A 14724-nucleotide genomic window follows, 5' to 3' on the forward strand; every position below is an offset into this window, starting at 1 on the left:
CCATTGGGCCGCCACATGCGGCAGGGTGCCGAGCGCCTTGATGTGGTCCCATTTGGCGACCCCCATCGGGCCGCGTGCGTCCTCGATCGTGATCGCGATGTCGAACTGCTTGAACAGCTTCACGAAGGCGCCCATGGGCGCGCAGGAGCCGAAGTCGATGATGGTGCCGGCCCAGTCGAAGACGACGGCGCGGAGGCGGGAGGGGAAAGGACTCATGGTCTCTGGATCTCGTCGATGAAGGGCTACCAGCCAGCGAACACGTCCTCGGCGATGCCGAAGGCGGTGCTGGCCCCGGTGCCRCTGGTGACCAGCACCAGCCGCGTGGCGTCGTCGGGCGCGTCGATCAGGCAGTCGGTGGTGGCCGAGGAGGGATAGATGCCGACCCAGCGCTCGCTGACGCGGGCCTGCTTCAGATGCAGCGTCCGGTGCAGGTGCTCGAGGATCAGATCGTCGACGCGCTGGTCGGCGAAGGGTTCGGGCGCTGCGCCGTAGTGGTGCGAATCGCCGACCACCAGCGAGCCGTCGGCGCTCTGCACCACGATCAGGTGGATGCCGTTGGCCAGCGATTCGGCCTCTTCGCGCTGCATCTGCTCGAGCAGGGCGGCGGCGGCCGGCAGCTTGCTGTAGCCGTGATAGCGCACCAGGCTCAGGTCGGCCATCACCGAACCGGGCAACTTGAATCCGGGTTCGGGCTGCACGCGCAGCATGTGCAGCAGGCACAGTTGCAGGCGATGGGGCGTCAATCGCTCGGCGAACAGGCCGTTGAGGTCGGTATTGGTGCAGACCGCGACCCGCTCGGCGTGCAGCATGGAACGCGAGGTGCGCACCCGTGGCGCGGCCACCTCGAGCACCGCCTCGCCGAAGCGGAACACCACGCCCATCGTCTCGGCCAGCCAGCGCGCCAGCAGCCCGATCGCGGTGCGCGACTCGACCCGCACCTCGTGCGGGCTGTAGAGCACGCCCTGCGCGCCGGCCAGCTGCAGCACCGGCGCCCGCGCGGCGGCCTCGGCGACCTCGAGCAGCTCGCAGCCCTCGCCCATCGGCGTGGCCATGAACTCCTTCAGCACTTCGAGCGCCTGCGGCCGGAAGGCGGTGAGCCAGAGCCCGTGGTGCAGGGCCTCGATGCCCGCGGCAGGCGCGACCTCCCCCCAGATCTCGCGCGCCCGGCGAGCCCGCCGCCAGGTGTCGCCGGCGCCCTGCCCGGTCACGGTGATGAAGCCGAAATTGCGGATCGAGGCGCCGACGCAGGCGGCGTCGCGCTCGACGACGCAGACCTTGAGTCCGCGCCGCGCGGCAGTGTAGGCATGGGCCAGGCCGACGATGCCGGCTCCGACGACCACGAGGTCGAAATGGGTGGGAGTGTCAGTCATGCGTTTCGAATCGGAAAGGCTCAGCGGGCCGGCGCGCGCCAAGCCTGCGTGCGCCGGTCGACCAGTCTGCCCAGTGCGAGATACAGCAGTGTGACAAGCGTCGAGACGCCGGCGATCAGCACCGCCATCGCGGCCGCCGGCCCGCTCTCGCCGGCCTCGTCGAGGTTGAGGATCGCCACCGCCGCCACCTTGGTGTCGGGCGAATACAGGAACACCACCGCCGAGATCGTCGTCATCGCGTTGATGAAGAAATAGCGCGAGACGTCGAGCAGGGTCGGCAGGCAGATCGGCAGCGTGACGCGCCAGAAGGTCTTGTAGATCGGCACCTTGAGCGAGGCCGAGACGGCCTCGAACTCGGGGTCGATCGCCTTCAGCGCGGTCACCATCGTCAGATGGCCGGTGGTGTAGAAATGGACGATGGTGCACAGCACCAGCAGCGCCATCGTCTGGTAGAGGACGTTGAGCGGATTGGCCGGCGCGTTGAAGAAGAAGATGTAGCCCAGGCCGAGCACCAGTCCGGGCACGGCCATCGGCAACATCACCATCAGCCGGATCGAGGCCCGCACCAGAGACAAGCCACGGGTCTTCTCGAGCATGTAGGCGCCGACGAACACCGTCGCCGTGCCGAACAGGGCCGTTGCCGACGCCAGCTTGACGCTGTTGAGCATCGCGTCGCCGAGCTCGGCGTCGACCAGGCCCGAGACGTAGTGCACCAGGCTCGGCGCCAGGTTGTAGGGCCACAGCGTGGCAAAGGAGGCGAACACCGCCATCCCGAACATCGCCAGCATCAGCGCGACGATCAGCAGGCAGTACAGCGTCATTGCCGCATCGAAGCGCGGCGAGCGCTTCGGCAGCAGCGCGACTGCGCGGGCCGACAGGGTCGAGGTCTGGCGCCGCTGCACCAGATGGTCGATCGCGAAGGTCAGTGCCGCCGGCGTCAACAGCAGCAAGGCGACCACCGCGCCGCGCTGGAAGTCCTGCTGCCCGATCACCAGCTTGAAGACGTCGGTCGCGAGCACGTTGAAGCTTCCGCCGACCACCTTGGGAATGCCGAAATCGGTGATGACCAGCGTGAAAGTCACCAGCGCCGCCGACACCAGCCCGTACTTGGCGCCTGGCAGCGTGATGGTGAAGAACTTGCGCCAGGTGGGGGTGCCGAGCGCATCGGCGGCCTCGTACAGGCGGGCATCGGCCAGCGTCAGCGCGGCCACCAGGATCATCAGCGTGTGCGCAAAGGTCGCGAAGCACTCGGCCAGCACGATGCCCGGCGCACCGTAGATGCCTTCGAAGCCGAGCGCCAGCCAGAGTTCCTTGGCGACGCCCTGGTTGCCGAACCAGTAGATCAGAGAAATCGCCGACAGCAGCGATGGCGCCAGCAAGGGCAGCAGCGTGATGGCGCGGAACACGCCCTTGAAGGGCATGCAGCTGCGCGTCAGCGCATAGGCGAACGCAAAGGCCAGCGGCACCACGATCAGCGTCACCAGCAGCGACACCCAGACGCTGTGCCAGAGGCTCTGCAGCAAGGCCGGCGAAGCCAGGTAGGCCGCGAAGTTGCCGAGCCCGGTCGCGCCCTCGGGCGCCTCCAGCGCCTTCGACAGGATGATCGCGAGCGGCGCCACCAGCCCGACCAGCAGCAGCAGCGCGGTACCGACGAGCGCCAGGTGCGCCAGCCGGTCGCCGGCCGGCACGCGTTGCTTCAGCGCAGGTGTCTTCAGGACCGCGGACATGGCCTGACTCCGTCGCCGCTCAGGCCTCGGCCAGCGGGAACACCCGCAGCCGATCGGCCCGCAGCGCGAAACGCAGCGAGGCGCCTTCGCGCACGTCGAACTCGTCCATCTGGTTGAGCGAGAACTGCAGTTGCACCGGCTGGTCGGGGATGCGGTCGACCGCGACTTCGGCCAGGCAGTTGCCGCCGAGGAATTCCACATGGCGCACGGTGCCGCTGCAGCGCAGCGGGTCGTCGTCGCGCACGCCGTCGACCACGCGGTCCTCGGGCCGCAGGTAGAGCATCACCGGCCGGCCGGGCCGGAAGTCGGCGCCGGCCTCCGGCGGGCACTGCAGCCGCAGCGCGCCGCAGCGGAACCAGCGGTCCCCCTCGGCCACGGCTCGCAGCCGGTTGGCCTTGCCGACGAAGTCGGCGACGAAGGGCGATGCCGGCTCGCGATACACCTGCATCGGGGTGCCGACCTGCTCGATCACGCCATGGTTCATCACCACGATGCGGTCGGCCACCGACAGTGCTTCTTCCTGGTCGTGCGTGACCATCACGGTGGTGACGCCGAGCTTGCGCTGCAGCGAGCGGATCTCGTTGCGCAGGTGCACCCGCACGATGGCGTCGAGCGCCGACAGCGGCTCGTCCAGCAGCAGCAGGCCCGGCGATGTGGCCAGCGCGCGGGCCAGCGCGATGCGCTGCTGCTGGCCGCCCGAGAGCTGTGCCGGGTACTTGCCGCCGCTGTCCGGCAGGCCGACCAGGCGCAGCAGTTCATCGACCCTGGGCGCCGCCTGGGTCCGGGACTGGCGTCGATTGACCAGTCCATAGGCCACGTTGTCGCCGACCGTGAGGTTCGGGAACAGCGCATAGGACTGGAACATGATCCCGTAGTCGCGCCCTGACGGAGGCAGCACCGAGATGTCGCGCCCGGCCTGCAGGATCGTGCCCGAGGTCTGCGTCTCAAGCCCCGCGATGATGCGCAGCAGCGTCGTCTTGCCGCAGCCCGAGGGGCCGAGGAAACAGACGAACTCGCCGCGCCGGATCGCCAGGTCGATGCTCTCCAGCGCGGTGAAGCCGCCGAAGCGCTTGTGGATGCGCCGCAGGTCGAGGTAGCTCGCGTCGTCGCTCATGTGTGGCCGATCCGCCGGTGCTACTTCTTCTCGCTCTTGCCATCGTAGCGCTTCGACCATTCGGCCAGCGTGCGCTCGCGGCCTGCCGCAGCCTGGTCGAAGTTCATCTTGATCAGGCGCGACTCGTAGTCCGGCGGGATGTTGGCCAGCTTCGGCGCCACGCCCGGCTGGGCGGTCAGCGCGAAGTTCCTGCCGTAGAGCATCATCGCGTCCTTCGACGAAGCCCAGTCGGCCAGCTTCTTCGCCGCATCGAGCTTCTTGGTGCCCTTGTAGATCGCGAAGCCTTCGAGGTCCCAGCCCAGCCCCTCCTTCGGGAACACCAGTTCGATCGGCGCGCCCTTGGCCTTGTTCGTGTGGCCGCGGTACTCGAAGGAGATGCCGGCCACGTATTCGCCGGCCGCCGCCATGTTGCAGGGCTTGGAACCCGAGTGCGTGTACTGGCCGATGTTCTCGTGCAGCGCGTCCATGTACTTCCAGCCGCCGCCCTTGCCGGCGTCGTCGCCCCACAGCTGCAGCCAGGCCACGACATCGAAGTAGCCGGTGCCCGAGGAAGCCGGGTTGGGCATCACCACCTGGCCCTTGAATTCGGGCTTGGCGAGGTCCTTCCAGGTGGTCGGAATCGCGATGTTCTTCTTCTTGGCCTCGACCGTGTTGAAGCACACCACGGCACCGAAGACATCCATGCCCCACCAGGCCGGCGGCGACTTCTTGTCCCGGTATTGCGACATGATGGCATCGAGGTTCAGCGGCGCGTAGGGCTCGAGCATGTCGTTGCGCTCGAACAGCGCCAGGCTCGAGGCCGCCACGCCCCAGATCACGTCGGCCTGCGGATTGGACTTCTCGGCCAGCAGCTTGGCCGTGACCACGCCGGTCGAGTCGCGCACCCACTTGATCTCGATGTTCGGCTGGACCTTGTTGAAGGCCTCCTGGTAGGCCTTGAGCTGGTCGGTCTCGAGGGCGGTGTAGACCGTGAGCTGGGTCTTCTGGGCCCAGGCACCGGCCCCGAAGGCCAGGCCGAGCGCGCCGGCCAGTATCGATTTCCAGAACGTCATGAAAAGGCTCCTCAACAGTGGATGGGGGAATCACGGCGACGTGATGGGAGCCGTCAAGCAAGTTCGAGGCCTGAATCATCCATTTTGTAGATTGTAGACAATTTACAGAGTGTGGCCTAGGATCGCCCCATGTCGACGACGCTCTCGCCCCAGGCAGCCATTGCACAACTGCAGGGCAACTCGCTCGCCAACCTGGTGCAGACCGAGATCGAGCGCTTGATCCTGGAAGGCGAGCTCGGCCCCGGCGAGAAGCTCACCGAGGCGGCGCTGGCCGATCGACTGGGCGTCTCTCGCGGTCCGGTGCGCGAGGCCTTCCGCATGCTCGAGGAAGCCGGCCTGGTGCGCACCGAGAAGAACCGTGGGGTGTTCGTGCGCGACGTGCCGATCGAGGAGGCGCTCGAGATCTTCGAGGTCCGCGCCGCGATGGACCTCTATGTCGGACGCAAGGTCGCCGAGACCATCCGTCCGGCCGAAGTGCGCGAACTGCGCCAGCTTGCCGACGAAATGGACCGCTCGGCCAAGGCCGGCAATGCGCCGGACTACCACCGGGTCAACCTGCAGTTCCACGACCGGCTGGTGGAGCTTGCGGGCAATGCCAAGCTCGGTGCCACCTACCGCAAGCTGATCAAGGAACTGTCGCTGTTCCGGCGCAAGAACCTGACCGACGAATCGATGGCGGTCTATGCGCGCGAACATCGCCAGATCGTCAAGGCGATCGCGGCCGGCGACGCCGAGGCAGCCGGCCAGGCGATGTACCAGCACGTGATGAACAGCCGCGCGCGCACCCTGCGCAACCACCAGAAATCAAGCACCGCCTGAGGACCCCGATGGCATTGAGCCTGTCAGATATCGAGACCCTGTTCGCGCGCCACGGCGCCGAGCAGTACAACGGCGAGCCGGTCTCCCAGCTCGAGCACGCGCTGCAGACCGCCCAGCGCGCCGAACTCGACGGCGCCGACGACGAACTGGTCACGGCGGCGCTGCTGCACGACCTCGGCCACCTGCTCAACGAACAGGGCGAGTCGCCGAGCCTGCGCGGCATCGACGACCTGCACCAGTTCTACGCCCTGCCCTTCCTGCGCGGCGTGTTCGGCGACAAGGTGCTGACGTCGATCAAGTGGCACGTGGACGCCAAACGCTACCTCTGCGCCACGCGCGCCGACTACGGGGCCGGCCTCTCGGCCGATTCCAAACGCAGCCTCGAATTGCAGGGCGGCGTCTTCTCGGCCGAGGAAGCCGAGCGCTTCATCGCCCAGCCCCATGCTGGCGACGCGGTCCGGCTGCGCCTGTGGGACGACCTCGCCAAGGAAGCCGAACGCCCGACGCCGCCGCTCGCGCACTTCCTGGCGCGCGCCCAGCGCTGCATGCTGAAGTGACGCTCAGCGCGACGATCGTCGGCGCGGTCCTGATCGGGGCACTGCTCCACGCGGGCTGGAACGCGCTCATCAAGTCGGGCGGCGACAAGGCGCTCGACACCGCGCTGATCCACAGCCTGGGCATCTTCATTTCAGTGCCGCTTCTGCTCTACACCGGTCTGCCGGCGCGCGAGGCCTGGCCCTACATGGCGGCGTCGCTGGTGATCCACCTCGGCTACTACATCGCGCTCGCGGGCGCCTACAAGCATGGCGACCTCGGGCTCACCTACCCGGTGATGCGCGGTTGCGCGCCGCTGCTGGTGGCGATGGGCAGCCTGCCCTTCATCGGCGAAGGCATCTCGGCGGCGGCCTGGGCCGGCGTCGCCGTCATCTGCATCGGCGTGGTGACGCTCGGCCTGTCGCGCTCGGCGCTGCGCGACAGCGACGAAAGGCGGCGGCGCAAGGCGCTGGGCTTCGCGCTGGCCAACGCCGCCATCATCGCGCTCTATACCGTGGTCGACGGCATCGGCGTGCGGGCCTCGGGCGATGCACTCGCCTACGTGGCCGGTCTGTTCGTCTTCGACGGCCTGCCCTATCTGCTGCTGGTGCTGTGGCTGCGCCCCGGCCAGCGGCGCGCAGCCCTGGCGTACATGGCAAGGCGCTGGAAGATCGCGCTGGCCGGCACCGCCGCGTCGCTAGGCAGCTACGGCATCGCGCTGTGGGCGATGACCCACGCGCCGGTCGCGGTCGTCGCGGCGCTGCGCGAGACCTCGGTGCTGTTCGCCGCGGTCATCGGCACCCTCTTCCTGCGCGAGCCCTTCGGCTGGCAGCGTGCCATCGGCACGCTTGTCATCGTCGCGGGCGTGATGGCCTTGCGGCTGGCTTGATGGTCGCTCGCTTGACGGCAGTCGTCTTGGCCGCCGCAGGGACGACAGCGGCGGGCTTGACCGCCGCAGGCTCGATCACCGCCGCCTGGTGCGGCTCGGCCCGCACGCAGTCGGCGTAGTAGCGCTTCTTGCCGGTCTCGTCGATGCGGCCCACCAGTCCATGGATGTCGGTCTCGAAGCCCGGGCACTCGGTGTTGAACTCGCGTGCGAACTTGAGGTAGTCGACGATCTTCTTGTTGAAGACCTCGCCAGGAATCAGGAGCGGAATGCCCGGCGGGTACGGCGTGATCAGGCTGGTCGTGATGCGGCCTTCGAGGTGGTCGATCTCGACCCGCTCGGTCTTGCGATGCGCGATGTGGGCGAAGGCGTCGCTCGGCTTCATGGCCGGGGTCAGGTCGCTCAGGTACATCTCGGTGGTCAGGCGCGCGACGTCGAAGCGCGCATAAAGCTCGTGGATGTGATGGCACAGGTCGCGCAGGCCGAGGCGCTCGTACTTCGGATGCGCCTGGCAGAACTCCGGCATGATCCGCCACATCGGCTGGTTGCGCGCGTAGTCGTCCTTGAACTGCTGCAGCGCCGTCAACAGCGTGTTCCAGCGGCCCTTGGTGATGCCGATCGTGAACATGATGAAGAAGCTGTAGAGACCGGTCTTCTCGACGATCACGCCGTGCTCGGCCAGGAACTTGGTGACGATGCTGGCCGGAATGCCGGTCTTGGCGAACTTGCCGTTGAGGTCCAGGCCCGGCGTCACGATGGTCGACTTGATCGGGTCGAGCATGTTGAAGCCGTCGGCCAGCTTGCCGAAGCCATGCCACTTGGCGGTGCGCGACTCGCCCTTGATGATCCAGTCGTCCGCGCGGCCGATGCCCTCGTCGACGAGCTTCTCGGGGCCCCAGACCTTGAACCACCACTCGTCCTTGCCGAACTCGGCCTCGACCTTGCGCATCGCGCGGCGGAAGTCGAGCGCCTCGAGGATGCTCTCCTCCACCAGCGCGGTGCCGCCGGGCGGCTCCATCATCGCCGCGGCGACGTCGCAGCTGGCGATGATTGCGTACTGCGGGCTGGTCGACGAATGCATCAGGTAGGCCTCGTTGAACAGGTCACGGTCGAGCGCCCGGTTCTGCGAGTCCTGCACCAGCACGTGGCTGGCCTGGCTGATGCCGGCCAGCAGCTTGTGGGTCGACTGGGTGGCGAACACCAGCGAGTCCTTCGGCCGCACCCGGCGCTTGCCCATCGCGTGGTAGGCGCCGTAGAACGGGTGAAAAGCCGCGTGCGGCAGCCAGGCCTCGTCGAAATGCAGCGTGTCGACGTAGCCGTCGAGCATGTTCTTGATGGTCTCGGTGTTGTAGATCACGCCGTCGTAGGTCGACTGCGTGAGCGTCATCACGCGCGGCTTCACCTTGTTGGCATCGACGTGCGAGAGCAGCGGATTGGCCGCGATCTTGGCCTTGATCGCCGCCGGCTCGAACTCGCTCTTCGGAATCGGGCCGATGATGCCGAAGTGGTTGCGTGTCGGCTTCATGAAGACCGGTATTGCGCCGGTCATGATGATCGCGTGCAGGATCGACTTGTGGCAGTTGCGGTCGACCACCACCACGTCGTCCGGCGCCACCGTGTGGTGCCACACCATCTTGTTGCTGGTGCTGGTGCCGTTGGTGACGAAGAAGCAGTGGTCGGCGTTGAAAATGCGCGCCGCGTTGCGCTCGCTGGCCGCCACCGGGCCGGTGTGGTCGAGCAGTTGGCCGAGTTCCTCGACCGCGTTGCAGACGTCGGCACGCAGCATGTTTTCGCCGAAGAACTGGTGGAACATCTGGCCGACCGGGCTCTTGAGGAAGGCGACGCCGCCCGAGTGCCCCGGGCAGTGCCACGAGTACGAGCCGTCTTCGGCGTAGTCGATCAGCGCCTTGAAGAACGGCGGCTGAACGCCTTCCAGATAGCTCTTGGCCTCGCGGATGATGTGGCGGGCCACGAACTCCGGCGTGTCCTCGAACATGTGGATGAAGCCGTGCAGCTCGCGCAGGATGTCGTTCGGGATGTGGCGCGAGGTTTTCGTCTCGCCGTAGATGTAGATCGGCACGTCGGCGTTCTTGCGCCGCACCTCGCCGATGAAGGTGCGCAGGCTGAGCACCGCCGGGTCGAGGTCCGGACCGACCGAGAACTCTTCATCGTCGATCGACAGGATGAAGGCGCTGGCGCGGCTTTGCTGCTGCGCGAACTGGCTCAGGTCGCCATAGCTGGTGACGCCCAGCACCTCGAAGCCCTCGCTTTCGAAGGCCTGCGCCAGGGCGCGGATACCAAGGCCCGACGTGTTCTCGGAGCGGAAGTCCTCGTCGATGATGACGATGGGGAAGCGGAATTTCATGAGCAGGGCTCCGGACAGGCAAATAGGCGCGAAGTGTACGGAATTCAGATGAAGAATCGGGCCCGCCCGGTGAACGAAGTTTCAGGCGGCCTTTTTGGCGAAGCGCCGGCGCCTCCGCCGGAGTCGCCCTCGGGCAGCGAAAACCAAGCCGTCGCACTGCTACAATCATGGGCTCGGAGCGGTGGATGAGCGGTTTAAGTCGCACGCCTGGAAAGCGTGTGAGGGTTAATAGCCCTCCGCGGGTTCGAATCCCGCCTGCTCCGCCAGAAAACACGTCTCCAGCAGCTTCCAACTGCCAACGGATCCGTCCTGAAAGCCCCGCATGCCGGGGCTTTTTTGTGCGCCGCCGATTGCGGGTCACCGCCCAACGCGATGCCAGCCGGGCGCTGGTCGAGAAGCTCCGCGCCGCCGACGACAAAGCCGCCAACTGAGGCACGGCGCCGCCGGCAAGCGGCGCATCCGTGCGCTTTCTCCTACGCGAGCGCAAGCCGTCCGGCCTTGGCCGGCGATGGGCGGCGGGCTAGGCTTTGTGTCTTGCACTGGCAGGAACCGGCATGGCTCTCCTCACGTTCCTTGTCGAAGACAACAGGACCATACGCGACAACCTGATCCCCGCGCTCGAGGACCTGGTGGGTGCCCGCGTGCTCGGCATCGCCGAGACCGAGACCGACGCATCCGAGTGGCTCGCCGCCCATGGCGGCGAATGGCAACTGCTGATTGTGGACCTGTTCCTCAAGAAGGGCTCCGGACTGGGCGTGCTGCGGGCCTGCCTCCGGCGTCACGAACGCCAGCGCGCAGTGGTGCTGAGCAACTTTGTCAGTCCCGACATCCGTGCACGCTGCATGGCGCTCGGCGCCGACGCCGTGTTCGACAAGTCCAGGGACCTCGAGGCTTTCTTCGACTACTGCACCGGCCTGCAGCCGGCATAGCCGAAAAAGAAAAAGGGGCCCGAAGGCCCCCTTTTCCTGCTTGCTACGCAGCGCTCAACGCACCACGGCGATTTGCGTGCGTGCACCGTTCTTGTAGGTGTACAGCGTCAGCGCACCGTTCTTGATGTCGCCCTTCTCGTCGAAGGCGATCGGGCCGGTCAGGCCCTTGTACTCGACCTTGCCGACTTCAGGCAGGTACTTCTCCGGATCGGCCGAACCGGCCTTCTGCATCGCAGCGGCCAGCACCTGCACGGCGTCGTAGACGTACGGTGCATAGATCTGGACTTCGACGCCGTTCTTTTCCTTGAACTTGGTCTTCCAGGCTTCCAGCGGCGCCTTGAAGTCGCCATCCACGCCACCGGCTTCGGCGCAGACGACCATCTCCTCGCCGATCGCGTCGCCGGCCAGCTTGGCCAGTTCGCCGGTGCACAGGCCGTCGCCGCCCATGAACTTGACGTTCATGCCGAGCTGCTTGACCTGCTTGAGCATCGGGCCGCCGACGGCGTCCATGCCGCCGAAGAACAGGATGTCGGGCTGGGCGCCCTTGAGCTTGGTCAGGATGGCATTGAAGTCGGTCGACTTGTCGGTCGTGAATTCGTGGCCGACGATGGTGCCGCCGGCAGCCTTGGCGGCCTTCTCGAATTCTTCGGCGACGCCCTGTCCGTAGGCGGTGCGGTCGTCGATCACGGCGATGTTCTTGCCCTTGAGCGTTTCGACCGCGTACTTGCCGAGCGTGCCGCCGAGTTGCGTGTCGTCAGCCACCACGCGGAACGTGGTCTTGAAGCCCTGGCGGGTGAACTTGGGGTTGGTCGCCGAGGGCGAGATCTGAGGAATGCCCGCGTCGCTGTACAGCTTGGAAGCAGGAATCGAGGTGCCCGAGTTCAGGTGGCCGACCACGCCGTTGACCTTGCTGTCGACCAGCTTCTGGGCCACCGCGGTGCCCTGCTTCGGGTCACCCGCGTCGTCTTCGGCCAGCAGTTCGAACTTGACAACCTTGTCGCCGATCTTCATGCCCTTGGCATTGAGGTCCTCGACCGCCATGCGAGCGCCGAATTCGTTGTCCTTGCCGAGGTGGGCGATGGCACCGCTGGTGGGTGCCACGTGGCCGATCTTGACCACCAGGGCATCGGCCGGGGGCGCGGCGGGAGCAGGAGCGGCTGCGGTCGGTGCGGGTGCCGCAGGCGCCGCGGCTTCTTCCTTCTTGCCACAGGCCACGAGCGCAAGAGCGGCCAGGGCGACAGCAGTCCATTTCAATTGCATGAGAACCTCCAGAACATGGATGAGTAGAGTTGAAAACCGGTCTTTGGATCCGGGCAAATACCTTCAGCAAGTATCGCGCCGCGGATGCGCAGCGCCCTCGCGCTTTTCGACCCGGGCGCAGTTTAGCCCAAGGTTTCGCGCCCGAATGCTGGCGTAGACCCGGGGTTGTCCGAAAGCTCGCGGGCCAGTGCTTCGCTCACCAACGCCCGCAGGACCGCCTCGATTTCATTGCGCAGACTGGGGATCATGGTGTCGAGGTGCTGCTGAACGGCAGCTGACACGGCATCGCTCACGCGCTCCTCGAGCGAGAGGTCGACGCGCTGCAGCACGCGGTGCAGCAACTGCTCTTCGAGGCGAAAGGCCTCGGCCTCGGACAGCTTGGCCTCGGGGCTCAACGCGACGGCCCGCGAAGGCTCGATCGCGGTCGGCGCCGCCGGCTCCGGCTCCGGCGGCRCGGGGGCTGTCGCGCCCTGCTGCGCGGGCTCGAGCACCGTCGTCAAGGTGGGTACGATGCGCGGCGGCGTTCGAGGCGCCCCGGTCATCCGTTGGCCCCCCCGGCGTAGGCATGGGTGCGGATGACGTAGCCGCGGTCCTTGTAGTGCCGCCAACGGACACGGCCGGCCTGGCGGTCGGCGTCGTCGCTGCCGACGATGTCGATCAGCCGCTCGAAACGCTCGAACCTCGCGGGCAGTTCGGCACCGAGGTTGACCAGGATCGGCCGGTCAGGCAAGGCGGCCTCGGTGCTGTCCGCCAGCACCACGGGCGAGCGCTGGACGATGTAGGGCGGGTCGTCGCTGCGGCAATGGGCGACGAAATCGCTCGGCGCGAGCTTCCACAGGGCCAGGTCGATCGCGTCCAGCAATGCGGCGTCCGCCACCACCACCAGCCGCGCGCCATGCGCACCCACCGCCTTGCGCAGCAGGCGGCAGGCATAGCCCAACTTGTCGGGCATGTTGTAGTGGCCGTCGATCTCGGTCACTTGCGGGGCCGCGCCTTGGGGGTCTTCGCCGTCGTGCGCGGCGAGGTCTTGGCGCCCTGCGCCAGGAGATAGTTCAACAGCAGGCCCACAGGCCGGCCGGTCGAGCCCTTGGCCGCCCCGCTCTTCCACGCCGTGCCGGCGATGTCCAGATGCGCCCAGGGATAGTCGCTGGCGAAGCGCTGCAGGAACTTGGCCGCCGTGACGGCGCCGCCGGCGCGGCCGGCCACGTTGGCGACGTCGGCAAAGTTGGTCTTGAGGCCCTCGGCGTAGTCGTCGTCGAGCGGCAGCCGCCAGCAGCGGTCCTGTGCTTCCTCGCCGGCGGCCTGGAGTGCGCCGGCCAGCGCATCGTCACTGGAGAAGAGCCCGCTGCGCACGCCGCCCAGGGCCACCACGCAAGCCCCCGTGAGGGTGGCGATGTCGATCACCGAGGCCGGCGCGAAGCGCTTGGCGTAGGTCAGCGCGTCGCACAGGATCAGGCGTCCCTCGGCGTCGGTGTTGAGCACTTCGATGGTCTGGCCGCTCATGCTGGTGACGACGTCGCCTGGCTTCAGCGCCCGGCCGTCGTTCATGTTCTCGCACGAGGGGACCAGCCCGATCACGTTGATCGCCGGCTGGATGTCGCCGAGCGCGCGGAACACGCCCAGCACGCTCGCCGCACCGCACATGTCGAACTTCATCTCGTCCATCTCCGCCGCCGGCTTGAGCGAGACGCCGCCAGTGTCGAAGGTGATGCCCTTGCCGACCAGCACCACCGGCGCCTGATCCTTGGGCGCGCCGTGGTAGCGCAGGACGATGAAGCGCAGCGGTTCGGCCGCGCCTTGCGAGACGGCCGCGAAGGCGCCCATGCCGAGCTTGGCCACTTCCTTGGGCCCCAGCACCTCGCATTTCACGTTCGGCAGCTCCGCGAGCTTCTTCGCGGCATCGGCCAGCATCGTGGGCGTGCAGTGGTTGCCCGGCCKGTTGCCCCATTCCTTGGCCAGTTCGATGCCGGCGACGGTCGCGGTGGCCTGGTCGAAGGCCTCGCGCAAGGCCGCGGCATCCGGCACGCCCACGCTCAGCTGGCGGATCGTGCGGGGCTCGGCCTTGGATTTGGTCTCGGTGTAGACATAGCTGGCGTCGGCAGCCGCCAGCACCGCGCTGGCCAGTGCCGCCGCATCGGTGGCGCCCGCGAAGACCATGGCGACCCGCTTCGGACTGGAGCCCTTGGCCGCGTTCACGGCCGCCTGCACCGCCGTGCGGACTGCGGCCGCGCCGCCGTCCCCTGCGGCGACCAGCAGCACGCGCGCCGTCGCCACGCCGGCCGGGCGGTACAACGCCAGCAACTTGCCGGCCTTGTCGGGCAAGTCGCCCGCCTTGCGGGCCTCGGCCGCCAAGGCGGAGAGCGCATCTTTCGAGGTGGTGGTACCGGCGGCGACCAGCACGATGAGGACATCGGCTTTCTCGGTGGCGGCCTGGGCGATGGAGAGGGTCTTGAGTTGAAAGTCCATAATCCTTTTTTTCCCTCGACGATGTTATTCCATTCCTCTCTACGCAAGGAGCTGTCACGCAGCTTCGGCGCCACGCTGGTGGTGCTGGTCACCATCGTGATGACGATGATGCTGATCCGCACGCTCGGATTGGCCGCCAGGGGCAGCGTGAATCCCTCCGAGGTCTTCCTCGTGATGACCTACACCGTGCTCGGCTACATGC

At 67.2% G+C, this 14724-nt stretch carries 13 protein-coding genes, 1 tRNA gene and 2 pseudogenes; 6 read left to right on the plus strand and 10 right to left on the minus strand.

What is annotated here, in order from left to right; genetic code table 11:
* From AC1D2E_RS31445 to AC1D2E_RS31465, 5 genes and pseudogenes are all read right to left on the minus strand, one after another.
* Positions 1–216 (minus strand): annotated as a pseudogene (locus AC1D2E_RS31445) (phosphonoacetaldehyde hydrolase); the annotation flags it as partial.
* Between the two features lie 26 nt (positions 217–242).
* The gene (locus AC1D2E_RS31450) at positions 243–1370 is read right to left on the minus strand and encodes a TIGR03364 family FAD-dependent oxidoreductase (protein ID WP_478201033.1); all 1128 of its coding nucleotides are present in this window, start codon (positions 1368–1370) and stop codon (positions 243–245) included.
* Between the two features lie 20 nt (positions 1371–1390).
* Positions 1391–3097, minus strand: a complete 1707-nt coding sequence (locus AC1D2E_RS31455; protein ID WP_478201034.1) for a putative 2-aminoethylphosphonate ABC transporter permease subunit — start codon at positions 3095–3097, stop codon at positions 1391–1393.
* Positions 3098–3116: 19 nt separating this feature from the next.
* Entirely contained in the window at positions 3117–4211 is a 1095-nt protein-coding gene (locus tag AC1D2E_RS31460) for a putative 2-aminoethylphosphonate ABC transporter ATP-binding protein (RefSeq protein ID WP_478201035.1), read from the minus strand.
* Between the two features lie 20 nt (positions 4212–4231).
* On the minus strand, positions 4232–5263 hold the full coding sequence (locus AC1D2E_RS31465) for a putative 2-aminoethylphosphonate ABC transporter substrate-binding protein (RefSeq protein WP_478201036.1): 1032 nt from the start codon (positions 5261–5263) through the stop codon (positions 4232–4234).
* Positions 5264–5392: 129 nt separating this feature from the next.
* Here AC1D2E_RS31465 and AC1D2E_RS31470 point away from each other — a divergent pair, with 129 nt between their 5' ends.
* Genes AC1D2E_RS31470 through AC1D2E_RS31480 form a run of 3 tightly spaced genes read left to right on the plus strand, consistent with a single transcriptional unit; the run spans position 5393 to position 7505 of the window.
* The gene (locus tag AC1D2E_RS31470) at positions 5393–6082 is read left to right on the plus strand and encodes a phosphonate utilization associated transcriptional regulator (RefSeq protein ID WP_478201037.1); all 690 of its coding nucleotides are present in this window, start codon (positions 5393–5395) and stop codon (positions 6080–6082) included.
* An 8-nt stretch (positions 6083–6090) separates the two neighbouring features.
* Complete coding sequence (locus AC1D2E_RS31475) at positions 6091–6639, plus strand: phosphonate degradation HD-domain oxygenase (RefSeq protein ID WP_478201038.1); 549 nt, start codon at positions 6091–6093, stop codon at positions 6637–6639.
* Positions 6636–7505, plus strand: a complete 870-nt coding sequence (locus AC1D2E_RS31480; RefSeq protein ID WP_478201039.1) for an EamA family transporter — start codon at positions 6636–6638, stop codon at positions 7503–7505. The genes AC1D2E_RS31475 and AC1D2E_RS31480 overlap by 4 nt, the downstream gene beginning before the upstream one ends.
* Here the strand turns inward: AC1D2E_RS31480 and AC1D2E_RS31485 are convergent.
* The gene (locus tag AC1D2E_RS31485) at positions 7468–9867 is read right to left on the minus strand and encodes an Orn/Lys/Arg family decarboxylase (protein ID WP_478201040.1); all 2400 of its coding nucleotides are present in this window, start codon (positions 9865–9867) and stop codon (positions 7468–7470) included. The genes AC1D2E_RS31480 and AC1D2E_RS31485 overlap by 38 nt on opposite strands.
* Positions 9868–10042: 175 nt before the next feature.
* Here AC1D2E_RS31485 and AC1D2E_RS31490 point away from each other — a divergent pair.
* A tRNA-Ser gene (locus AC1D2E_RS31490) sits at positions 10043–10133 on the plus strand.
* A gap of 288 nt (positions 10134–10421) precedes the next feature.
* Positions 10422–10796, plus strand: a complete 375-nt coding sequence (locus tag AC1D2E_RS31495; RefSeq protein ID WP_478174142.1) for a response regulator — start codon at positions 10422–10424, stop codon at positions 10794–10796.
* Positions 10797–10850: 54 nt separating this feature from the next.
* Here the strand turns inward: AC1D2E_RS31495 and AC1D2E_RS31500 are convergent, their stop codons facing one another.
* The 4 genes from AC1D2E_RS31500 to AC1D2E_RS31515 all read right to left on the minus strand — a co-directional run bounded on the left by AC1D2E_RS31500 (position 10851) and on the right by AC1D2E_RS31515 (position 14522).
* Positions 10851–12056, minus strand: a complete 1206-nt coding sequence (locus AC1D2E_RS31500) for a branched-chain amino acid ABC transporter substrate-binding protein (protein ID WP_478174143.1) — start codon at positions 12054–12056, stop codon at positions 10851–10853.
* A gap of 122 nt (positions 12057–12178) precedes the next feature.
* Entirely contained in the window at positions 12179–12547 is a 369-nt protein-coding gene (locus AC1D2E_RS31505) for a hypothetical protein (protein WP_478201042.1), read from the minus strand.
* Positions 12548–12594: 47 nt separating this feature from the next.
* Complete coding sequence (locus AC1D2E_RS31510) at positions 12595–13035, minus strand: DNA polymerase III subunit chi (RefSeq protein WP_478174144.1); 441 nt, start codon at positions 13033–13035, stop codon at positions 12595–12597.
* Complete coding sequence (locus tag AC1D2E_RS31515; protein ID WP_478201041.1) at positions 13032–14522, minus strand: leucyl aminopeptidase; 1491 nt, start codon at positions 14520–14522, stop codon at positions 13032–13034. The genes AC1D2E_RS31510 and AC1D2E_RS31515 overlap by 4 nt, the downstream gene beginning before the upstream one ends.
* 21 nt (positions 14523–14543) lie before the next feature.
* Between AC1D2E_RS31515 and AC1D2E_RS31520 the strand changes: the two are divergent.
* Positions 14544–14724, plus strand: a pseudogene (locus tag AC1D2E_RS31520) (LPS export ABC transporter permease LptF); the annotation flags it as partial.

This window comes from Variovorax sp. P1_H2, assembly GCF_056405295.1.

What these genes read in the sequence shown, in the direction of transcription:
- AC1D2E_RS31455 (WP_478201034.1), bottom strand. Translation starts at nt 3,097, where the DNA reads ATGTCCGCGGTCCTGAAGACACCTGCGCTGAAGCAACGCGTGCCGGCC.
- AC1D2E_RS31460 (WP_478201035.1), bottom strand. Translation starts at nt 4,211, where the DNA reads ATGAGCGACGACGCGAGCTACCTCGACCTGCGGCGCATCCACAAGCGC.
- AC1D2E_RS31465 (WP_478201036.1), bottom strand. Translation starts at nt 5,263, where the DNA reads ATGACGTTCTGGAAATCGATACTGGCCGGCGCGCTCGGCCTGGCCTTC.
- AC1D2E_RS31470 (WP_478201037.1), top strand. Translation starts at nt 5,393, where the DNA reads ATGTCGACGACGCTCTCGCCCCAGGCAGCCATTGCACAACTGCAGGGC.
- AC1D2E_RS31475 (WP_478201038.1), top strand. Translation starts at nt 6,091, where the DNA reads ATGGCATTGAGCCTGTCAGATATCGAGACCCTGTTCGCGCGCCACGGC.
- AC1D2E_RS31485 (WP_478201040.1), bottom strand. Translation starts at nt 9,867, where the DNA reads ATGAAATTCCGCTTCCCCATCGTCATCATCGACGAGGACTTCCGCTCC.
- AC1D2E_RS31495 (WP_478174142.1), top strand. Translation starts at nt 10,422, where the DNA reads ATGGCTCTCCTCACGTTCCTTGTCGAAGACAACAGGACCATACGCGAC.
- AC1D2E_RS31500 (WP_478174143.1), bottom strand. Translation starts at nt 12,056, where the DNA reads ATGCAATTGAAATGGACTGCTGTCGCCCTGGCCGCTCTTGCGCTCGTG.